Origin of the sequence: Streptosporangium sp. NPDC004379 (assembly GCF_042873875.1) — a bacterium.
Taxonomy (GTDB): Bacteria; Actinomycetota; Actinomycetes; order Streptosporangiales; family Streptosporangiaceae; genus Streptosporangium.
Window position 1 is genome coordinate 18,937 of record NZ_JBIAMC010000027.1, and the last position, 19,763, is coordinate 38,699.

The 19,763-nt window shown below is 72.3% G+C and carries 17 protein-coding genes; 8 read left to right on the forward strand and 9 right to left on the reverse strand.

Going from position 1 to position 19,763, the window contains the following annotated elements:
• The first annotated feature begins 172 nt into the window (after window positions 1-172).
• Window positions 173-448 (forward strand): hypothetical protein, encoded by a 276-nt coding sequence (locus ACFYSC_RS35255; protein ID WP_362935966.1) that lies wholly within the window; start codon window positions 173-175, stop codon window positions 446-448.
• 248 nt (window positions 449-696) lie between these two features.
• Here ACFYSC_RS35255 and ACFYSC_RS35260 read toward each other — a convergent pair whose 3' ends face one another.
• Genes ACFYSC_RS35260 through pdhA form a run of 3 tightly spaced genes read right to left on the reverse strand, consistent with a single transcriptional unit; the run spans window position 697 to window position 4,265 of the window.
• On the reverse strand, window positions 697-2,169 hold the full coding sequence (locus ACFYSC_RS35260) for a dihydrolipoamide acetyltransferase family protein (RefSeq protein ID WP_389970232.1): 1,473 nt from the start codon (window positions 2,167-2,169) through the stop codon (window positions 697-699).
• Window positions 2,170-2,181: 12 nt separating this feature from the next.
• Window positions 2,182-3,165: an alpha-ketoacid dehydrogenase subunit beta gene (locus tag ACFYSC_RS35265; protein WP_389970235.1), complete on the reverse strand. Its 984-nt coding sequence runs from the start codon at window positions 3,163-3,165 to the stop codon at window positions 2,182-2,184.
• Window positions 3,162-4,265 carry a pyruvate dehydrogenase (acetyl-transferring) E1 component subunit alpha gene (gene pdhA / locus ACFYSC_RS35270; RefSeq protein ID WP_389970238.1) on the reverse strand — a complete coding sequence of 368 codons (1,104 nt, stop codon included), beginning with the start codon at window positions 4,263-4,265 and terminating at the stop codon, window positions 3,162-3,164. The genes ACFYSC_RS35265 and pdhA overlap by 4 nt, the downstream gene beginning before the upstream one ends.
• A gap of 320 nt (window positions 4,266-4,585) precedes the next feature.
• Between pdhA and purS the strand changes: the two genes are divergently transcribed.
• The 4 genes from purS (at window position 4,586) to purL (ending at window position 8,732) form a co-directional block, all read left to right on the forward strand.
• Complete coding sequence (gene purS / locus ACFYSC_RS35275; protein WP_362935953.1) at window positions 4,586-4,840, forward strand: phosphoribosylformylglycinamidine synthase subunit PurS; 255 nt, start codon at window positions 4,586-4,588, stop codon at window positions 4,838-4,840.
• Window positions 4,841-5,149: 309 nt separating this feature from the next.
• Window positions 5,150-5,551 carry an ATP-binding protein gene (locus tag ACFYSC_RS35280; protein ID WP_389970242.1) on the forward strand — a complete coding sequence of 134 codons (402 nt, stop codon included), beginning with the start codon at window positions 5,150-5,152 and terminating at the stop codon, window positions 5,549-5,551.
• Window positions 5,552-5,769: 218 nt separating this feature from the next.
• Window positions 5,770-6,453 (forward strand): phosphoribosylformylglycinamidine synthase subunit PurQ, encoded by a 684-nt coding sequence (purQ, locus tag ACFYSC_RS35285; RefSeq protein ID WP_362935947.1) that lies wholly within the window; start codon window positions 5,770-5,772, stop codon window positions 6,451-6,453.
• A gap of 92 nt (window positions 6,454-6,545) precedes the next feature.
• Complete coding sequence (gene purL / locus ACFYSC_RS35290) at window positions 6,546-8,732, forward strand: phosphoribosylformylglycinamidine synthase subunit PurL (RefSeq protein ID WP_389970356.1); 2,187 nt, start codon at window positions 6,546-6,548, stop codon at window positions 8,730-8,732.
• 207 nt (window positions 8,733-8,939) lie between these two features.
• Here the strand turns inward: purL and lpdA are convergent, their stop codons facing one another.
• Together lpdA and ACFYSC_RS35300 are read right to left on the reverse strand one after the other, a co-directional pair.
• Window positions 8,940-10,340, reverse strand: a complete 1,401-nt coding sequence (lpdA, locus tag ACFYSC_RS35295; RefSeq protein WP_362935944.1) for a dihydrolipoyl dehydrogenase — start codon at window positions 10,338-10,340, stop codon at window positions 8,940-8,942.
• 364 nt (window positions 10,341-10,704) lie between these two features.
• Window positions 10,705-11,781, reverse strand: coding sequence for a hypothetical protein (locus ACFYSC_RS35300; protein ID WP_389970246.1), 1,077 nt, complete (start codon window positions 11,779-11,781; stop codon window positions 10,705-10,707).
• Between the two features lie 187 nt (window positions 11,782-11,968).
• Between ACFYSC_RS35300 and ACFYSC_RS35305 the strand changes: the two genes are divergently transcribed.
• On the forward strand, window positions 11,969-13,645 hold the full coding sequence (locus ACFYSC_RS35305; protein ID WP_389970249.1) for an MFS transporter: 1,677 nt from the start codon (window positions 11,969-11,971) through the stop codon (window positions 13,643-13,645).
• Here ACFYSC_RS35305 and ACFYSC_RS35310 read toward each other — a convergent pair.
• The gene (locus tag ACFYSC_RS35310; RefSeq protein ID WP_389970359.1) at window positions 13,576-14,235 is read right to left on the reverse strand and encodes a TetR/AcrR family transcriptional regulator; all 660 of its coding nucleotides are present in this window, start codon (window positions 14,233-14,235) and stop codon (window positions 13,576-13,578) included. The genes ACFYSC_RS35305 and ACFYSC_RS35310 overlap by 70 nt on opposite strands.
• An 82-nt stretch (window positions 14,236-14,317) precedes the next feature.
• Between ACFYSC_RS35310 and ACFYSC_RS35315 the strand changes: the two genes are divergently transcribed.
• Both ACFYSC_RS35315 and ACFYSC_RS35320 read left to right on the forward strand, forming a co-directional pair.
• Window positions 14,318-15,916: a DHA2 family efflux MFS transporter permease subunit gene (locus ACFYSC_RS35315; RefSeq protein ID WP_389970252.1), complete on the forward strand. Its 1,599-nt coding sequence runs from the start codon at window positions 14,318-14,320 to the stop codon at window positions 15,914-15,916.
• 568 nt (window positions 15,917-16,484) lie between these two features.
• Entirely contained in the window at window positions 16,485-17,132 is a 648-nt protein-coding gene (locus ACFYSC_RS35320; RefSeq protein ID WP_389970255.1) for a hypothetical protein, read from the forward strand.
• Window positions 17,133-17,336: 204 nt separating this feature from the next.
• Here ACFYSC_RS35320 and ACFYSC_RS35325 read toward each other — a convergent pair whose 3' ends face one another.
• From ACFYSC_RS35325 to ACFYSC_RS35335, 3 genes are all read right to left on the reverse strand, one after another.
• Window positions 17,337-18,134, reverse strand: coding sequence for an ABC transporter permease (locus tag ACFYSC_RS35325; protein ID WP_389970257.1), 798 nt, complete (start codon window positions 18,132-18,134; stop codon window positions 17,337-17,339).
• 110 nt (window positions 18,135-18,244) lie between these two features.
• Window positions 18,245-19,006, reverse strand: a complete 762-nt coding sequence (locus ACFYSC_RS35330; protein ID WP_389970260.1) for an ABC transporter permease — start codon at window positions 19,004-19,006, stop codon at window positions 18,245-18,247.
• Window positions 19,003-19,731, reverse strand: coding sequence for an ATP-binding cassette domain-containing protein (locus tag ACFYSC_RS35335; protein WP_362935923.1), 729 nt, complete (start codon window positions 19,729-19,731; stop codon window positions 19,003-19,005). The genes ACFYSC_RS35330 and ACFYSC_RS35335 overlap by 4 nt, the downstream gene beginning before the upstream one ends.
• Between the last annotated feature and the right edge of the window lie 32 nt (window positions 19,732-19,763).

Below are 19,763 nucleotides of genomic sequence, written 5' to 3' on the forward strand. Positions count from 1 at the left end.
TGTCTGAAATGCCTGGATATCTGCTATTTATTTGTTATTTATACACATCTGTGCGCCTTTGCCAACCTATAGGTGATTTGCGGTGACTTGATCGCTCCGCCTCCGGCACGCTGTGAACTGTCCAGCAATCCAGGAGGACGGGTCACGTCTTCTCGTGGAATCGGAGGACCGCATGAAAAGCAGAACGGCCGCCTCGTTCGTCACGGGCCTGATGGGCGCCGGGCTCATCGCGGGAGCCCTCGTCGCCGGGCCGGCGCAGGCGTCGTCCTCGACCACCACCTCGACCCCGGCCGTCCAGGGGGTCACCGCCTCCAACTTCGTCACCGGATGCGGCTGCTGCCGCCGTGGTTGCGGTTGCCGTCGCTGCGGCTGCGGGTGGCGCAGGTGCGGCGGCTGCGGCGGCGGCTGCGGCGGTGGCGGCGGCTGGGGCTGGGACGACTGGTGGTAAAAACCCGCGGCGCCTGACGGGCGTCTGAGAACCGCACGGCCGGAAGGGCGCGCCCGCCTTTCCGGCCCATATGGAAAAAACACCCCAAGAAACAGGCCAAAAGGTTTCGGGACGCTGTTTCACGGGGTGGTATTTCCCAGGATCGGAGCCCCGCCGCGGGCCCGTCCCCTTTTCCCGGGGACGGGCCCGCGTTTCGCGGAAACCGGCCTGTTCAAAGAAACCGGCCGCCTTCTGCTCGTTCTACGGGGTCAGCTCCAGGCGAGCATGCGGAGCGGGTCCTCCAGCATGGCCCCGATGTCGCGCAGGAAGAGCGAGCCGAGCTCACCGTCGATGACCCGGTGGTCGAAGGAGAGCGCGAGCGTGCAGACCCTGCGGGGCACGACCTGCCCGTCCACCACCCAGGGCAGGTCCCTGACCTGGCCGAACGCCAGGATCGCCGACTCGCCCGGGTTGAGGATCGGGGTGCCCGCGTCCACACCGAACACGCCCACGTTCGTGATCGTGATCGTGCCCCCGGACATGTCGGCGGGCTGGGTACGGCCGGCCCTGGCCGTCTCGGCGAGGGAGCCGATGGCCCGGGCGAGGTCCGGCAGGGACAGCTCGTGCGCGTTCTTGACGTTGGGAACGAGCAGGCCGCGCGGGGTGGCCGCGGCGATGCCGAGGTTCACGTAGTGCTTGACCACGATCTCCTGGGCGGCCTCGTCCCACGTCGAGTTGATCATCGGGTACCGCCGCGCGGCGACGAGCACCGCCTTGGCCACCAGCAGCAGCGGCGAGACCTTCACCTCGGCGAAGTCGGGCAGCGCCCGCAGCCGGGCCACGGCCTCCATCGTGCCGGTGACGTCCACCTGGAGGAACTCGGTGACGTGCGGCGCGGTGAACGCCGAGGCCGTCATGGCCTGCGCGGTCGCCCGGCGCACCCCCTTGATCGGGATCCGCTCCTCACCGCCGCGCCCGGCCGGGACCGCCCGCTCGGCCGCCTGCGGGGCCGTACGGCCGGCTCCGGACGCCGCCTCGGCCGCGGCGTGGACGTCCTCGCGGGTGATCGTGCCGTGCGGGCCGGTCGGGGCCACGGCCGCCAGGTCGACCCCGAGGTCCCTGGCCAGCTTGCGCACCGGGGGCTTGGCGAGCACGGCGGCCCGCCGCGCCGCCGGGCCCGCGGCCGGCTGCGCCGGGACGGCGGGAACGGCCGGGGCCGCCGGAACGCCTCCCCACGCCGGCGGGACCGCCTCCGGAGCCGCCGCAGCCGCTTCCGGAGCCGCCGGAGGGGCGGCGGAGGCCCCCGCGGACGAGACCGCCGGAGGGGCCGCCGAGGACTTCCGGGGACGGCGGCGGGCCGCACCGGGCTTGACGCCGTAGCCGACCAGGACGGGCTGGCGCTTCCCCTCGGGCGGCTCGTCCGCCGCGGCGGGCTCGGGCACCATGTCCTCGGCCAGGGCCTCCGCGCGGGCGGCCGTACCGGCGGCCGGGGCCGCGGCGGGGCCGGAGCCGTCGTCCACCGAGATGATCGGCCTGCCGACGTCGACGGTCTCGCCCTCGTCGGCCATCAGGGCGGCCACCACGCCCTCGAACGGGCAGGGCAGCTCGACGACGGCCTTGGCCGTCTCGATCTCCACGATGATCTGGTTGACCTTGACCGGGTCGCCGGGCTTGACGTGCCAGCGGACGATCTCCGCCTCGGTCAGACCCTCGCCCACGTCGGGGAGCTTGAACTCCTTCATCCTCGTCCCCCCTCAGAACGCGAACAGGCGGTCGACGGCGTCGAGGACCCGGTCCAGGTCGGGCAGGTAGTGGTCCTCCAGCCGGGAGGGCGGGTACGGCGTGGACGGCCCGCCGACGCGCAGCACCGGGGCCTCCAGGTTGTAGAAGCACCGCTCGGTGAGCCGGGCGGCGATCTCCGCGCCGAACCCGTTGAAGACCGGCGCCTCGTGCACCACCGCGCAGCGCCCGGTCCTGACGACCGACTCGGCGACCCGGTCGATGTCCAGCGGGTTGAGCGAGCGCAGGTCGACGACCTCCACGGAGCGGCCGTCCTCCTCGGCCGCCGCCGCGGCCTCCAGGCAGGTCCGCACCATGGGTCCGTACGCCAGCAGGGTGGCGTCGGCGCCGGGCCGTACGACGCGGGCCTGGTCGAACGGCGTCCAGCCGTCGGCGGGGGCGGAGGTGTCGACGTCGGCCTTCTCCCAGTAGCGCCGCTTGGGCTCGAAGAAGATGACGGGGTCCTCGCACCGGATCGCCTGCTGGATCATCGTGTAGCCGTCGGCGGGGTTGGAGCAGGCCACGACCCGCAGGCCGGCGGTGTGGGTGAAGTACGCCTCGGGGGACTCGCTGTGGTGCTCCACCGCGCCGATGCCGCCGCCGCAGGGGATGCGCACGACGACGGGCAGCTTCAGCTTGCCCAGCGAGCGCAGCGGCATCTTGGCGAGCTGGGTGATGATCTGGTCGGCCGCGGGGAAGACGAAGCCGTCGAACTGGATCTCGCAGACCGGGCGGTAGCCGCGCAGCGCCAGGCCGATCGCGGTGCCGATGATGCCGGACTCGGCCAGGGGGGTGTCGATGACCCGCTGCTCGCCGAAGTCCTTCTGCAGCCCGTCGGTGACCCGGAACACCCCGCCGAGCTTGCCCACGTCCTCGCCCATGACGAGGACCTTGGGGTCGTCCTCCATGGCCTTGCGCATGCCCTCGTTGAGCGCCTTCGCCAGCGTGAGAGTCGTCATCCCTCGAACCCCTCCAGGTAGGCGGCGAACTGAGCGCGCTCCTCGTCCATCAGCCGGTGGGGCTCGGCGTAGACGTGGTCGAAGATGGCCAGGGGCTCAGGATCGGGCAGTTCGAGACAGCGTTTGCGCACGTCACGACCCAGCTCGTCGGCCTCGGCGTCGATCGCGTCGAAGAAGTCCTGGTCGGCGATCCGGTTCTTGAACATGTAGGCGCGGACCCGCTCGATCGGGTCCTTGAGCTTCCACGCCTCCAGCTCGTCGGCCAGGCGGTAGCGGGTCGGGTCGTCGGAGGTGGTGTGGGCGCCCATCCGGTAGGTGAACGCCTCGATCATCATCGGGCCCTGCCCGGACCTGGCGTCGGCCAGCGCCTTGCGGGTGACCGCCAGGCAGGCGAAGACGTCGTTGCCGTCGACCCGGACGCCGGGGAAGCCGAAGCCGCTGGCCCGCCGGTACAGCGGGATCCGCGACTGCTTCTCCAGCGGCTCGGAGATGGCCCACTGGTTGTTCTGGCAGAAGAACACGATCGGCGCGTTGAACACCGACGCCCAGATGAACGACTCGTTCACGTCCCCCTGGGAGGTGGCGCCGTCGCCGAAGTAGGCGATCGTGGCGGCGCCGTTCTCCCCGACGGCGCCGTCGCGCTGGACGCCCATGGCGTAGCCGACGGCGTGCAGGGTCTGGCTGCCGATCACGATGGTGTAGAGGTGGAAGTTGTGCTCGGCGGGGTCCCAGCCGCCGTGGTTGACCCCGCGGAACAGTCCGAGGAGGTTGACCGGGTCGACGCCCCGGCACCAGGCCACGCCGTGCTCGCGGTAGGTCGGGAAGACCATGTCCGACTCGGCGAGCGCCCTGCCCGAGCCGATCTGCGCCGCCTCCTGGCCGAGCAGCGAGGCCCAGATCCCCAGCTCCCCCTGGCGTTGCAGGGCGACCGCCTCCAGGTCGACGCGGCGCACCAGGACCAGGTCCCGGTACAGGCCGCGGACCTCCTCGGGGGTCAGATCGATGTCGTAGTCGGGATGCTCGACCCGTTCGCCTTCGGGGGTCAGCAGCTGGACGAGTTCCGGGGGTGCTTCCGCACCACGAGGGGCCTCGGTTGTCACGCGCCTCTCCTGTGTGCTCGGGGCCGTCGGGACGGGTTCTCCGCCTCTGCCCGGCCGGTCAGGGAAGCATGCGAACCGAATGATGGTGGTTCGTATGCGTTTGTGGACATCGTGGCAGAGGTCACATACCTGCGCGCAAGACCTGTCCCGGCATCCATAAGCTCCCCGTTCCCGACAGGCGCCCCGCTTACGCCCGCCCGGGGACGCCCGGCCCCGGCCCACGCCCGCACGCCGGGACGCCCGGCCCGGCGACGAGTCGCCGCCGCGGGCGGCTACGCTTGAGGCCCCGATCCGTCCCCGCTCCCAGCAGGAGGAACACCGTGGCGCGCGTCATCGTCGACGTCATGCTCAAGCCCGAGATTCTCGACGCGCAGGGTCAGGCGATCGCCCGCGCGCTGCCGCGGCTGGGCTTCTCCGGCGTCGCCTCGGTACGGCAGGGCAAGCGGTTCGAGGTCGAACTCGACGGCCCCGCCGACGACGCCGCACTCGCCGACGTCCGGAAGATGGCCGAGACCCTGCTGGCCAACACCGTGATCGAGGACTACACCGTCACCGTGGAGCCGGCCGAGTCGTAGGGCCCCCTGCCGGTCCGCGAGGCGGTTTCGCGGGTCGCGGGCCGTGGCGGGAGCCGGGGATGACGCCGCCGGGCGGCGTGTTCCGCCCGCCGGACCGCGCCGTGTCACCACGGCGCGGTTCACGCGGCATTCCGCCGGGAGGGTTCCGTGATGGATGGCCGTAATCCCACGGCTTGACCAACGCTAAATAAGATCAGGGTTATTTTGCGGTTAGCCCGGAATCTGTGGGGAAGCCTTGACAGGGTGACGTCTGGCCCCGGGAGGAATCCGGTGGATATCGAGTTCTCATTGGCACTGCCGAGGGAGGCCATGGGTATTCCCATGGTCCGGCGGGCGCTGGGCGACGCCCTGCGTTCGCTCGGCGTCGCCGAGAGCTGCGTCTCCGACATCCTCCTCGCGGTGACCGAGGCGTGCGCCAACGCGGTCCGTCACGGCGGGCCCGCCAACCGCTATCTGGTCGAGGTCTCGATCGGGCACGGCCGCTGCGACGTCCGCATCATCGACCGCGGCCACGGGCTGCCGAGGGTGCCCGAGCAGTATCCCCCGACGGACGCCGAGCACGGCCGGGGCATCCTGATCATGCAGGCCGTGGTGGACGAGATCTCCTTCGGCATCACCCCCGGCCAGGGGACCACCGTGCACCTGTGCAAGCACCTGGCCTGGGACGACGAGCCGGTCATCCCCCGTCAGCGGGCGCTCGCCGCCGTCTGACCCGCCGTACGGCCGGGCCTTTCCGGGTGTGACCTGACAGGGACGGTTTGTGCGATCCTCCAAGGTGCGCCTCCGTGGGATGCGGCGGGTTGTGCGATCGGACGGATCCCGTGCGTCCTCATCTCCGGCGAGCGGATAGCCTGGGCGCACCGCCGCAGACCGCCGTCCGCTGGGTGAGACGGCCGGCGCGGCGCTCGTTTGTGGAGGGGAACGCTGTCATGAGTGCTGCCCGCGTGGGCGTCGTCACTTTTCCCGGGACTCTTGACGATCAGGACGCGGCCCGTGCCGTACGGCACGCCGGTGGCGAGGCCGTGCCGCTCTGGCACGCGGACCCCGACCTCAAGGGGGTGGACGCGGTCTTCCTGCCCGGCGGGTTCTCCTACGGCGACTACCTCCGGTGCGGGGCCATCTCCCGGTTCGCGCCGCTGATGGAGGAGCTGATCCCCGCCGCGAGGGCCGGGCTCCCGGTCCTCGGCACCTGCAACGGCTTCCAGATCCTCTGCGAGGCCCACCTGCTGCCCGGCGCGCTGATGCGCAACGCCGGACTCCACTACATCTGCCGGGACCAGCGCGTCCGCGTCGAGAGCACCGGCACCCCCTGGACCTCCGACTTCACCGAGGGCCAGGAGATCGTGCTGCCGATCAAGCACGGCGAGGGCCGCTACGTCGCCGACGCGGCGACCCTGGCGGCGCTGGAGGCCGGTGGCCAGGTCGTCTTCCGCTACGCCGGGGGCAACCCCAACGGCTCCATGAACGACATCGCGGGCATCCGCAACGAGGCGGGCAACATCGTCGGTCTCATGCCCCACCCCGAGCACGCGGTCGAGGACCTCACCGGCGCCCCGAGCACGGACGGCCGCGGATTCTTCTCCTCGATCCTGAAGAGGCTGGTGAACCTGTGAGCGAGCGACCCGGCGAGCACGGCGTGACCCTCGACACCGTCAAGCGGGCCGAGGACACCCCCGACGAGCGCCAGCCGTACGCCGAGCTGGGCATGAAGACCGACGAGTACGAGCGGGTCCGGCAGATCCTCGGCCGCCGCCCGACGAGCTCGGAGCTGGCCATCTACAGCGTCATGTGGAGCGAGCACTGCTCCTACAAGTCCTCCAAGGTGCACCTGCGCCAGTTCGGCGCCAAGGCCCCCGCCTCCGACGCGCTGCTCGTCGGCATGGGCGAGAACGCCGGCGTGGTGGACATCGGCGACGGCTGGGCCGCCACCTTCAAGATCGAGTCGCACAACCACCCGTCGTACGTCGAGCCGCACCAGGGCGCGGCGACCGGCGTCGGCGGCATCGTCCGCGACATCATGTCGATGGGCGCCCGGCCGATCGCGGTGATGGACGCCCTGCGGTTCGGCGCGGCCGACGCCCCCGACACCCGGCGGGTGCTGCCCGGCGTGGTGGAGGGCATCAGCCACTACGGCAACTGCCTGGGCCTGCCCAACATCGGCGGCGAGGTCGTCTTCGACCCCTGCTACATCGGCAACCCGCTGGTCAACGCCCTGTGCGTGGGCCTGCTCCGCAAGGACCAGATCAAGCTGGCCACCGCCCCCGGGCCGGGCAACAAGGTCGTGCTGTTCGGCGCGCTGACCGGCCCCGACGGCATCGGCGGCGCGTCCGTGCTGGCCAGCGCGACCTTCGAGGACGAGTCGCAGGCCAAGCGGCCCAGCGTCCAGGTCGGCGACCCGTTCATGGAGAAGCTGCTGATCGAGTGCTGCCTGGAGCTGTACCAGGCCGACGTGGTCGTCGGCATCCAGGACCTCGGCGCGGCCGGCGTCTCCTGCGCCACCACCGAGCTCGCGGCCAAGGGCACCGGCGGCATGGACGTCCGGCTCGACCTCGTCCCGCTGCGCGATCCGTCGCTGCGGCCCGAGGAGATCCTGATGAGCGAGTCGCAGGAGCGCATGATGGCGGTCATCACCCCCGACGACATCGACGCCTTCATGGCGATCTGCGCCAAGTGGGACATCCCCGCCACCGTCATCGGCGAGGTCACCGACGGCGGCCGGCTGGTGATGACCTGGTACGGCGAGACCATCGTGGACATCCCGCCGGGCACCGCCGCCGACGAGGGCCCGGTCTACGAGCGGCCGTTCCACGAGCCCGCCGGCCAGGCCGCGCTGAACGCCGACGACCCGGCCCGCCTGCCGCGCCCCGACGACCTGCGGGCGACGCTGCTCACGCTGCTCGGCTCGCCGAACCTCGCGTCGAAGGAGTGGGTGACCTCCCAGTACGACCGCTACGTCCGGGGCAACACCGTGCTGGCCCAGCCCGCCGACGCGGGCGTGCTGCGGATCAGCGAGGTCATGCCGGGCGCCGAGGAGACGGTCCGGGGCATCGCGCTGGCCACCGACGGCAACGGCCGCTACGCCCGCCTCGACCCCTACGCCGGGGCCCAGCTCGCCCTGTCGGAGGCGTACCGCAACGTCGCCGTGACCGGCGCGCGGCCGCTCGCGGTGACCGACTGCCTGAACTTCGGCTCCCCGGAGGACCCGGAGGTCATGTGGCAGTTCGCCGAGGCCACCCGCGGCCTGGCCGACGCCTGCAAGACCCTCGGCGTGCCGGTGACCGGCGGGAACGTGTCGTTCTACAACCAGACGGGCACCACCGCGATCCACCCGACCCCGGTCGTCGGCGTGCTGGGCGTGATCGACGACGTGGCCCTGCGGGTCAGGAACGGCTTCACCGGCGAGGGCGACCGGGTCGTCCTGCTGGGTGACACCCTTCCGGAGTTCGGCGGCTCGGAGTGGGCCCACGTCCTCCACGGCCACCTCGGCGGCCTGCCGCCCCAGGCGAACCTGGAGGCCGAGCGCGCCCTCGCCCGCGTCCTGACCGACGCCGCCACCCGGGGCCTGCTGACCGGGTCGCACGACCTGTCCGACGGCGGGCTGGCCGTCGCGCTGGCCGAGGCCGTCCTCGCCCACGGCATCGGCTGCTCGGTCTCGCTGCCGGGTGACGACGCGTTCACCGACCTGTTCAGCGAGTCGCCGGCGCGCGCGCTGGTGACGGTGCGGCCCGAGTCCTTCGACGCCTTCGCCGAGCTGTGCGCCGCCCACGAGGTGCCCTGCCTGAACCTGGGCGTCACCGGCGGCTCCTCGCTGGCCGTCGAGGGCGTTCCGGCCATCCCGGTCGCCGAGCTGCGGGAGACCCACGAGGCCACCCTGCCGGGCATCTTCGGCTGATCTCTTCAAAGGGGCCGGTCTTCCGGGAGGGGCCGGCCGTTTCCTGAGGGCCGGCCCCTCCCGGAAGAAGGCGGCTCTCAGGAATGAGCCGGCCTTCCGGAAGCAGGCGGCCCTCCGGAGGAAAACGGTCCTCCGGAGAAAGCGAAGGGGAGGCGCGGGCCGGGCCCGCGCCTCCCCTGCCGTCTCCGGCGGCCTCCCCCGGATGCCTCACATGTTGATCATGTGACCGGCGAGCCCGTGGACCGCCTCCTTGACCGCCTCGCTGAGCGTGGGGTGGGCGTGGACGTTGCGGGCCACCTCGTGGACCGTGAGGTCCCACTGCTGGGCCAGGGTCAGCTCGGGCAGCAACTCGGTGACGTCCGGGCCGATCATGTGGGCGCCGATCAGCTCGCCGTACCGGGCGTCGCTGATGAGCTTGACGAACCCGGTGGCGTCGCCCAGTCCGTGGGCCTTGCCGTTGGCGGTGAAGGGGAACTTCGCGACCTTGACGTCGTAGCCCAGCTCCCGGGCCTGCGTCTCGGTGTAGCCGAAGCTGGCGACCTGGGGCTGGCAGTACGTCGCCCGCGGGATCATGACGTAGTCGAGCTCCATCGTCTCGGCGTCGCCGATGGTCTCCGCCGCGATGACGCCCATGGCCTCGGCCGTGTGCGCGAGCATCAGCTTGGCGGTCACGTCGCCGATGGCGAAGATGTGCGGCACGTTCGTACGGCACCGGCCGTCGATCTCGATGGCCCCGCGCTCGGTCAGCGCGACCCCGGTCCGCTCCAGCCCGTAGCCCTCGACGCGCGGCTGGAAGCCGATCGCCTGCATGACCTTGTCGGCCTCCAGGACCTGCTGCGAGCCGTCCCGCGAGACCGTCACGCGCACCTTGTCGCCCGATTCGTCGATGGACTCCACCCGCGTCGAGGTCAGCACCTCGATGCCGAGCCGCTTGTAGCGCTTGGCCAGCTCCGCCGAGACCTCCTCGTCCTCCAGCGGGACGATGCGGTCGAGGAACTCCACGATCGTCACCTTGACGCCGTAGTTGCGCATCACGTAGGCGAACTCGACGCCGATCGCGCCCGCTCCGGCGATGATGATGCTCTCGGGGAGCTTCTCGGTGAGGATCTGCTCCTCGTAGGTCACGACCCGGTCGCTCACCGAGGTGCCCGGCAGCAGCCTCGTGGTCGCTCCGGCGGCGATGATGCAGTGGTCGAACGTCACCGTCTCGGTGCCGCCGTCGCTCTTGGCCACCTCGATCGTGTTGGCGTCGGTGAAGGTGCCGCGCCCGTCGTACTCGGTGATGCCGTTCTTCTTCATCAGGTAGTGGACGCCCTTGACGCGTCCGTCGGCCACCTTGCGGCTGCGCTGGAAGGCGGCGCCGTAGTCGAAGGTGACCTGGCCGTCGACCTGGATGCCGAACGTCTTGGCCTCGTGGGTGAACAGGTGGGCCAGTTCGGCGTTGCGCAGCAGGGCCTTGGAGGGGATGCACCCCACGTTGAGGCAGACACCGCCCCAGTACCGCTCCTCGACGATCGCGGTGCGGAGGCCCAGCTGGGCGGCCCGGACGGCGGCCACGTATCCGCCGGGGCCGGCACCGAGAACGACGACGTCATAGTGAGAGCTCATGAACCGGACAATAGTCAACGCTCCGACCGGATAACGCCGGGTGGTCGGACAGACCGGCGGAACGGCATGCCCGCGGGCTCCGGAACCGGCGGGCGTCCTCGCCCCCGAGCACCGGAACCGCCGGCCCGTCCCGCCTGCCGTCCCGCCTGCCCGGACGACCGGCCGGATGGCATGTCGTCCGTCCACAGCCCGTCCACAGCCCGTCCACGGGCCTTCGACGGCCGAAGGTGGGCACGGTGGGCACGGGACCGGCCGGGTCGCCTCTCCCCTCCGAAAGGAGACCCGGCCGGTCGTCACATACGGCGCGCGAGACGCTCACGCCCGGAGCGTCGCCCGTTCACGGGCATCGATCCTGTACGGGGTGTCAGCCCTTCTTGGCGCAGACCACGTAGACGGTGACCGTGGCGGAGGTGAAGGTCTGCGCGGCGAGGCCCTGCGCCTTGCCGCCGGCCCCCGGGGTGGGGTTGGGGGTGGAGGAGCTCCTGGCGGAGCCGGTGGAGTCGGGAGAGCTGCTCTTGGCGGACTCCTGGGAGCCGTTCCCGGAGAGGAAGAGGCCGGTCTTGTTCACCTTCGCCGACCAGCCGTTGCCGCTGGGCATCGACGCCACGATCGAGAAGTTGTCGTCACCGGTGATGGAGTAACCGCCGCCGGTGGCCAGCTCGCCGGCCTGGCAGTTCACCGAGACGGATCCGTCGCTCTTGAAGAGCTGGCTCTGCTGGCGGGTCGTGACCGCCGCCAGGCCGCCGTCCTGACCGTCCTTGCCGGGGGTGCCGTCCTTGCCCGGAGCGCCGTCCTTACCGTCCTTGCCGGGCAGGCCGCGCTCGCCCTGCTCACCCTGCTCGCCCTTCGCCCCGGGAGCACCGTCCTTACCCGGGAGGCCGTCCTTACCCGGAAGACCGCGCTCACCCTGGAGGCCGCGGGGACCCTGGAGGCCGCGGGGACCCTGGAGGCCGCGCTCGCCCTGCTTGCCGGGGGCGCCGTCCTTGCCGGGAGCACCGTCCTTGCCCGGAGCACCGTCCTGGCCGTCCTTGCCGGGCAGGCCGCGCTCGCCCTGCTCACCCTTCGCCCCGGGAGCACCGTCCTTACCGGGCACGCCCTGCGGACCCTGCTTGCCCTGGAGGCCGCGCGGCCCCTGGGGACCCTGCGGACCGGCGGGACCGGGCCTGCCCTGCGGACCCTGGGGACCCTGAGGGCCGGCGGTGCTCACGGTCTGGGAGCCGCCGCCCTCCCCGCCCCAGGTCACCCGGACCTCGGTGGTCCGGCACCTGGCCGAGGCGTTGACGATGCGCGCGTAGCGCGTCTTCTTGTTCACGCACGCGTGGATCTCCTCGCCCGCCGAGGATGCGACGGCGCTGCCGCCACCGACCGTCAGCATCGTTCCGGCCAGCATTCCGACGGCCGTGACGGTGATCGCGCGCCTGCCCGGCAACTTGATAGCCACTGGGCTTCCTTTCTGCGACGCCAGGGACTGGCGTGATCTATGGATACGCTTGATACACGTTTGAACCGTTCCAAAAGATGACGTGGCAAACATCACAGTTCGGCATCACCGTATGTCCTCCACCGGCTACGGTCCGGTCTGGCCGCCGGGGCCGGGCCGCCGGCACGCCGTACGTCAGACTGGCGGCATGGTCTCCGCCCCCCAGGACCCGCGTCCCGGCGACCGGGCAGCCTCGGACCCGCCGGACACACCGAACCTGCGGAACGCGCCGGACCGGCCGGACCCGCGGGACACGCCGGGCTCGCCCGAGTACGCCGCCCGGCTCCGCCACGCGTGGCTGGTCTGCTCCGTGACCGGTCTCGGCCTGGTGCTGATCGGCGTGGCGGGGAACACGCTCAACGTGGCGCTCCCCGAGGTGGTCGGGCACTTCCATGCCGACGCGTTCGCCGCGGGGTGGATCCTGCTGGCCTTCATGCTGGTCAACACCGCCAGCCTGGTGTTCTTCGGCCGGGTGGCCGACCTGCTCGGGCGCAGGGAGGTCTACCTGGCGGGTTTCGCGCTCTTCACCGCGGGGTCGCTGCTGGCCGGGCTCTCCCCGGGGGTGTGGTTCCTGATCGCCATGCGGGCCGTGCAGGCGATCGGGGCGTCGATGATCCTGGCCAACGGAACGGTGATCATCACCGCCGCCTTCCCGCCCGACCGGCTCAGCCAGGGCATGGGCGTCTACATCGGAACCCTCTCCGTCGCCCAGCTCGCCGGCCCCACGCTGGGCGGCCTGGTCGCCGAGACGGCGGGCTGGCGGTGGATCTTCTGGATGAACGTCCCCGCCGGTCTGCTCGCCCTCGTCTGGGGCGCGTTCGTGCTGCGCCGGGTCGCCCCCGGCCCCCGCGAGCCGGTGGACGCGGCCGGGAACCTGGTCGTCTTCGCCATGCTGTCGGCCGCGCTCGTCGCGCTGTCGGAGGCGGGGTCACGCGGCCCGTCCAGCCCCGTCGCGCTCGCCGGCGCCGTCGTCGCGGTGGTCCTGGTGCCGGTGCTGGTGGCGGTGGAGCGCCGGGCCGCGCGGCCGGTGCTCGACGTCCGGCTGTTCGGTGAGCGCATGCTGGCCTTCGCCAACGCCGCCTCGTTCTGCAACGCGCTGGCCCGCGCGTCGCTCATCCTGCTGGCCGCCCTCTACTTCCGGGCCGCCAGGGACGCCGGGCCGATCACCGCCGCCCTGTCCGTCCTGCCGGTCCCGGTCGGCATGGCCGTCGCCTCGCCGCTCGCCGGCGCCCTGGGCCGCCGGATCTCCCCGCACGCGCTGTCCGTCGGAGGGGCGCTGCTGAGCGCCGCCGGGCTCGCCGTACTGATGCCGTCCGCCGCGCCGGGCACGCCGTACTGGGTCGTGGGGGTGGGACTGTTCCTGTGCGGGTGCGGCAGCGGGACGTTCCTCACCGGCAACACCACCCAGGTCATGGCCGCGCTGCCGGCCGGCAACCTCGGTCTGGTGAACGGTTTCCGGCTCATGATCATGAACGTCGGGATCGTGCTCAGCGTGGCGCTCACGCTGAGCGTGCTGACCGGGCCGGTCAGCGCCGAGCTGCGCGGCCGGGTGTACGCGGGCACGCTCTCCCGTGTCTCTCCCGCCGCCGTGGAGCAGTTGATGACCGGCTTCCGCAACACCTACGCCGTACTGCTGGGCGTCGCGCTGTGCGGGGCCGTGTGCGCGGCGCTCGCCCGGCCGCGGCGGCGCGGCGGGAACGGCGGCGGACCGTCCGGATCGTCCGGGGCGTACGGCATATCCGGGACGTACGGCGCTCAGTCGCCGAGCCGGGCCGCCATCGACTCGATGCCGGACAGCAGCAGGTCCACGCCGAACGCGTCGTAGAGCTCGGCGTCGCCTCCCTCGGAGAGGGGTTCGGCCATCCGCACGATGGTCGGGTAGGCGTCCGGCGGAAGCGACTGGAAGCGGACGCGCTTGAGGCGTACGCGTTCCTCGCGCTCCTCGTCCGGCCTGCCCGGGAAGTGCTCCGTCGAGCCTCCGGCGAGGGCGATGGCCCCCTGGAGGATGTACCGGGTGATCAGGCAGCTCTCCTGGGGGCCGAACCTGGCGCGCAGGGCCAGGCCGAGGGCGGTGTCCCACACCCGCAGGAAGGCCGGCACGTCCATCTTGTCGACCTCCTTCAGCACGTCCTCCGCGCAGGGGTGACGCCGCAGCACCCGGATCAGGCGGCCGACGAGTTCGCGGAGCTGCTCCTGCCACGCGCGGGAGCCGTCATGGGTGATCTCGAAACCCTCGACCAGATGGTCGGCCATGCCGATCACCAGTTGTTCCTTGTTCTTGAAGTGCCAGTACAGCGCCATCGGCGTGACGCCCAGCTCCTGGGCGAGCCGCCGGATGGTGACCGCCTGAAGCCCTTCGGCGTCACCGATCTCCAGCGCCCGCTCGACGACCGCCTCACGCGTCAGTTTTCCCATCACGCTTGACAACTATACGCGGTACAGGTTCCATTGTGCGCTGTACATGTACACCGTACAAGTACAGCGTAGAGGAGTTGACATGTCGCAAGATCGCAGGTGGTGGGCGCTGGGGGCGATCTCCCTCGCCACCTTCATGACCTATCTGGACAACAACGTGGTCAACGTCGCGTTGCCGACGATCCAGCGGGACCTCTCACTGGACGTCTCGGGCCTGGAATGGGTCGTGAGCGTGTACGTCCTCGTCTCGGCCGGGCTGATGCTGGCCGGCGGACGGCTGGCCGACCTGTTCGGGCGGCGGCGGGTCTTCCTGATCGGCCTCACCGCCTTCACCCTGTCCTCCCTCGCCGCCGGCCTGGCCACTGACGGCGGCGTGCTGACCGCCACCCGGGTGTTCCAGGGTGTCGGCGCAGCCCTCCTGGCGCCCACCGCCCTCGCCCTGCTGACCACGGTCTTCCCCGATCCCAAAGAACGCGCGAACGCGGTCGGCCTGTGGAGCGCGGTCGGCGCGCTGGCCATGGCCCTGGGGCCGCTGACCGGCGGGCTGATCAGCGAGCGGTGGCACTGGGGGTGGATCTTCCTGATCAACGTCCCGATCGGGATCGCGGCCTTCGGGCTCGGCCTGTGGGCCATCACGGCCACCCCCCGGGATCCGGTACGGCGCCGCCTCGACCTGCCCGGTATCGTCACGTCGAGCCTGGCGATGGTCTCCCTGACGTACGCCCTCATCGAGGGCGGGAAGAGCGGCTGGACCTCGCCGGAGATCCTCGGCGCGTTCGGCCTCGCGCTGGCATCGGCGCTGGTCTTCGTCACGGTCGAGCTCCGGACGCCCGAACCGATGATCGACCTGTCCCTGTTCCGGTCACGGGTGTTCAGCGGCGGCACCCTGGTGACGGGGCTGTGGTCGTTCGCGGTGTTCGGGATCTACTTCTTCACCGCGCTGTACCTGCAGAACGCGCTGGGGTTCTCGCCCACCGAGGCCGGGGCGTCGTTCGTGCCGATGGCGCTGGTCATGTCGGTGGTCGCGGCGGTCGCGCCCCGGGTCACCGTACGGCTCGGGACCGCGCGCACCGTGGCCGCGGGGATGCTGCTGATGGCCGTGGCGGTCTTCGGGATCTCCTTCGTCGGGGAGGGCGGCTCGTTCGCCGACCTGCTGCCGTGGTTCGTGCTCTACGGGCTCGGCGCCGGACTGCTGGTGCCGCTGACCACCGCCATCCTGGGCGCGCTGCCCGCCGGCCGCGCCGGGGTCGCCTCGGGGGCGCTGAACGTCTCCCGGCAGGTGTTCGGGCTGCTCGGCGTCACGGTCCTCGGCGCGATCCTCAGCACCCGGCAGGGCTCGCTTCTCGCGGACGGCGCCACCCCGGCGGCGGCCTTCCTGGACGCCTACGGGTACGCGCTGGTGGTGTCGGCGGCGATCGTGCTGGCCGGCGTGCCGATCAGCCTGTTCGCCCTGCGGACGGCCCGGCCCTCCGTCCCCGGGGCCGAGCCCGCGGAAGCCACCGGATCCCGGACCGAAGCGGAGACGGCGACCGGAGCCGTGCCCGGGGCCGAGCCCGCCGGAACCTTGGCCGTAGCCGGAGCGGTGTCCGGAGCCGAGACCGCCGGAGTCGGACCCGGGACCGAAGTCGGGCCCGGGGCCGAGCCCGCCGGGACCGCGAACGCCGGGGCGCCGATCGGGTAGGGCGCGGCACGCCGGATCAGCGTGCCTCCCCTTTTTTCGCGACAGGGCACACATAATTAAGACGAACAGCCTGGTCAGGGCGATGATCCGGGCGCTCTCGCCCGGATCGCCCGGGGCCCGGGCCGTGGATCCACGCCATGGCGGAGACCCGCGGAGCGTGGCCCCGGCGAAGCACCCTCCACCGTCACCCGTGCCGTGCCCGGCGGAAGCACTCCACCGGCACGGGCACCCGTCCGGGCAGGAGGATCGCATGCGTCTCGTCGCCGGCACCGGGGTGGCCGCCGCCTTCCTGGCGGTCCCGGCCGTCGTGACCTGGCCCGGCACCGCCCCGGTCGCCGGCGCACTCGCGCCCGGCTCCGCGGCTGTTCCCGCCCCCAGCCCCGGAGCGCTCGCGAACCGCCCTGGAGCACTCGCGAACCGCCCGGGAACGCTCACGAACCGTTCGAGAGCACTCGCGAACCCCGGCGCCGGTCCCGGCGCGGGCGGGCGTCCGGCCACCGGCCCCGGTGCCCGGAGGAGTGAAACCCCTCGCGTCGGCACGGGCGCGGGTGTGAGCGCCGATCCGGGCATGAGCTCAAGCGCGAGCGCCACCCCGAGCGCCGGTCCCGACGCCAGTGCCAGTACCAGTCCGAGCGCCAGTGCCAGCCCTAGTCCGAGTACCAGTGCGAGCGCCACCGCCACCGCCACGGCCACGGCCACGGCCAGCGCCACGAGCACGGCCTACGTCAGGGCACGGATCGACCAGACGGTGTCCACACCGTTCACCGGGGGACGCAACCACATCCCCGGGCCGTTGAAGAAGGTCCCGTCGCTCCGGGTCCTGCCCTTCGACCCCCGTCAGGCAAGCAGCGTCCGGATATTCGTGCACTGTCCCAAGACGGCGAACCACGCGCTCATCGGCTCGACCGCCTTCAACCTGAAAGGGTCGCGCCGGATCTACCGGGAGGTCGGACTGGGCCTGTCGAACAGGGGCCTGGGACACCGCGCCGCCCAGATCTCCTACTACGCCCTGCCGGGCTTCCACGAGGTCTGCCTGAGGTGCGTGAAGGTCACGATGAACCTCAGGACCCGCATCAGGCACATCCGGGTGGTCGGCCGGGACTCGGCGCCCCTGATCGTCCGCAGGTTCAGCATCTGGCAGTTCTTCGATCCGTGCCTCCGGCTCGTCCGGTGCGCCGCCGACCCGGAACCTCCGGCGGGCCGCCATCTCTCCTGACGCCCGGCGCCTCCCGGACGCGCGGCGCCTCCCGGAGCGGTGAACCCGGAGGCCGTCAGCCGGGCGGGCCGCACCGCGCGGACGGGACCCGGCGGCGCGCCCGTACAACGGTACGGAGATGCGGCCGGATCCGAGGGCGCGACTGTACGGCGGTGCGGTCATATGACGGTGCGGAGTCCGGCGTTACGGCCGTGCGCCGGGACCCTACGCGTCCCGGCGCCGGAACGAGACGATCGCGACGCAGAGCGCGGCGACGGTCCACCCGGTGACGACGACCCACCTCCCCCCTGTGCCTGGCACCCCGCCGACGTCCGCGCCGCCGCCGGGCCACAGACCGGCGGTGCCGGGCAGGTACGCGGCGAGTGCGGTCCGGCCGTCCAGATAGGGGCCGACGACGAAGTAGTGCCCGAGGAGCACCGTGACGGCAGGAATCGTCCCGCGCGTCAACGTCGCGACGGCGGAGGAGAGCAGCACGGTGAGGACGAGGTAGACGGCCGCCCCCGCCACGGCCCGGACCGCTCCCGGCACGTCCACCGGCACGGCGGCGCCGTACGGCGGAGCATGCGCGGCGTGGGCGGCGAGGACGCCGGACGCGGCGGTCGCCACGGCGACGGGAAGGGCCGTCACGGCCAGGGCCGCCGCCTTCGCGAGCTGCGCCTCGACCCGGCGGGGGACGCACGTCAACGTCGTCCTGATCTGCCCGCCCCGGTACTCGGAGGCGGCGGCGAGGACGCCGAGGACGACGAACCCGGCCTGCGCGTATCCGACCGGGGCCAGACCCGCGTCCTGCCCCGTGCCGGACCCGCCTCCTCCCCGGGCGGCGGCCGAGACGTACGCGACCGCGAGGAGCGGGGTGGCCGCCCAGGTGACCGCGGCCGTCAGGTACAGCGCCGGGAGGGTGAGGAGCTTCAGGACCTCCGCGTGGAACGTGCGGGCCGCGGCGCGCAGGCCGGACACCCCGGACATCCCGCACACGCCCGATGGGTCGGGCCTGCCGGACATCTCGGATCCACCTGATCCACCGGATCCGCCCGAAGGATGGGTCGAGCCGGACCTGCCGGAAGGGCCGGCAGCGCCGGACGGGCCCGGCCCCGGAAACCGGGCGGCGGCGGTCACGCGTCCCTCCGGAGGAAGACGGCGGCGGCGACACCGAGCAGCGCGAGGGTCCAGGCGGCCATGACGGCGCCGCCGACGAGGGGCGTGATCTCCACGGACGACCGGAACGTCCGGATGAACATCCGTGCCCCGGCCATGTCGGGCAGGTAGTTCGCCAGAGGTGTGACCCGGGTCAGCAGGTAGGTGACGCTGACGACGGAGGTGTTCAGGATGAGCACGACGAGGGGCACCACGCCGCCGCGGGTGAGGAGGGCGAGGCCGTGGGCGAGCAGCGCGGTCAGCACCCAGTAGGCGACCACGCCGAGGGCACGCGGCGCGTCCGCGAGGACGAGCGGCGCCGCGGGTCCTCCGGACGCGGCCCGGCTGACGGCGAGCGTGGCCGCCGTGGAGACGACGGCGAGGACGGCGGCGGACAACGCCAGAGCACCCGCCTTCGCGGCGAGGAACCCGACGCGGGACGGCACCGCGGTCAGGCTCGCCGTGATCTGCCGGCTGCCCGCCGAGTCCCCTCCCTCGGCGAAGTACTCGCTGCTCGCCGCGACGACCCCGAGGATGATCACGCCGATGACGCCGAAGGCCAGTTCCTGGAACCCGGCGTCGACGCCGGCCGGGTCGGAGCCCCCCGCGGCCCGGCCGGAGTTCCGTGCCCCGGCGTTGAGGGCCGCGATGGCGAAGGGAACGACCAGGCCGACCACGACCGCCACCCACGCCGACGGGATCCCGGAGAGCTTGCGGAGTTCCGCGTGGAACGCTCTCACGGCCGGCCCCCGTACCCGGCTCGGAGATCCGCGCCCGAGGTGAGGGCGAAGAACGCGTCCTCAAGGCTGCGGTGGGCGCCGGTGACCTCGGCGAGGGTGCCCAGCCCCACGACACGTCCGCGGTCGATGACCACGACGTCGTCGACGGTCTCGGCCAGTTCACCGATGAGGTGGCTGGACAGCAGCACGGTCCCGCCGGCCGCGGCGCGGTCCCGGAGGAGCCCGCGGAGCGCGCGGATGCCCTCGGGGTCGAGCCCGTTGACCGGCTCGTCGAGCACCAGCACCGGCGGATCGCCCAGCAGGGCCGCCGCGAGGGCGAGGCGCCGGCCCATCCCGAGCGAGTAGCCGCCCACACGCCGCCCGGCGGCCTCGGTGAGACCGACGAGGTCGAGGACCTCGTCCACCCGGGCACGGGGCAGCCCGTTGGAGGCGGCGATCCAGCGCAGGTGCCCGCGGCCGGTGCGGGAGCGGTGCGCGCCGCTGCCGTCGAGCACCGCGCCCACCGTCGTCAGGGGCCGGCGCAACCGGGCGAACGGCCGCCCCGCCACGAGGGCGACCCCGGCGTCGGGGCGGTCCAGGCCGAGGAGGATGCGCAGGGTGGACGACTTCCCGGCCCCGTTCGGGCCGAGGAACCCGGTCACCCGTCCGGGGCGGGCCTCGAAACCGACCTCGGTGAGGACCCGCTTGCTCCCCCGTCGTTTGCTGACCTGGTCGATCGTGATCATGTGTCTCCCGTCGTCGCCGGATCGTCGCCGTC

Excerpts from the sequence above, each read along its gene's own strand:
- ACFYSC_RS35310 (WP_389970359.1), bottom strand. The coding sequence starts at position 14,235 with ATGGGAAAACTGACGCGTGAGGCGGTCGTCGAGCGGGCGCTGGAGATC.
- ACFYSC_RS35335 (WP_362935923.1), bottom strand. The coding sequence starts at position 19,731 with ATGATCACGATCGACCAGGTCAGCAAACGACGGGGGAGCAAGCGGGTC.
- ACFYSC_RS35320 (WP_389970255.1), top strand. The coding sequence starts at position 16,485 with ATGAGCTCAAGCGCGAGCGCCACCCCGAGCGCCGGTCCCGACGCCAGT.
- purQ (WP_362935947.1), top strand. The coding sequence starts at position 5,770 with ATGAGTGCTGCCCGCGTGGGCGTCGTCACTTTTCCCGGGACTCTTGAC.
- lpdA (WP_362935944.1), bottom strand. The coding sequence starts at position 10,340 with ATGAGCTCTCACTATGACGTCGTCGTTCTCGGTGCCGGCCCCGGCGGA.
- ACFYSC_RS35325 (WP_389970257.1), bottom strand. The coding sequence starts at position 18,134 with ATGTCCGGCAGGCCCGACCCATCGGGCGTGTGCGGGATGTCCGGGGTG.
- ACFYSC_RS35265 (WP_389970235.1), bottom strand. The coding sequence starts at position 3,165 with ATGACGACTCTCACGCTGGCGAAGGCGCTCAACGAGGGCATGCGCAAG.
- ACFYSC_RS35280 (WP_389970242.1), top strand. The coding sequence starts at position 5,150 with ATGGGTATTCCCATGGTCCGGCGGGCGCTGGGCGACGCCCTGCGTTCG.
- ACFYSC_RS35260 (WP_389970232.1), bottom strand. The coding sequence starts at position 2,169 with ATGAAGGAGTTCAAGCTCCCCGACGTGGGCGAGGGTCTGACCGAGGCG.
- ACFYSC_RS35315 (WP_389970252.1), top strand. The coding sequence starts at position 14,318 with ATGTCGCAAGATCGCAGGTGGTGGGCGCTGGGGGCGATCTCCCTCGCC.
- ACFYSC_RS35255 (WP_362935966.1), top strand. The coding sequence starts at position 173 with ATGAAAAGCAGAACGGCCGCCTCGTTCGTCACGGGCCTGATGGGCGCC.
- ACFYSC_RS35305 (WP_389970249.1), top strand. The coding sequence starts at position 11,969 with ATGGTCTCCGCCCCCCAGGACCCGCGTCCCGGCGACCGGGCAGCCTCG.
- purL (WP_389970356.1), top strand. The coding sequence starts at position 6,546 with ATGAAGACCGACGAGTACGAGCGGGTCCGGCAGATCCTCGGCCGCCGC.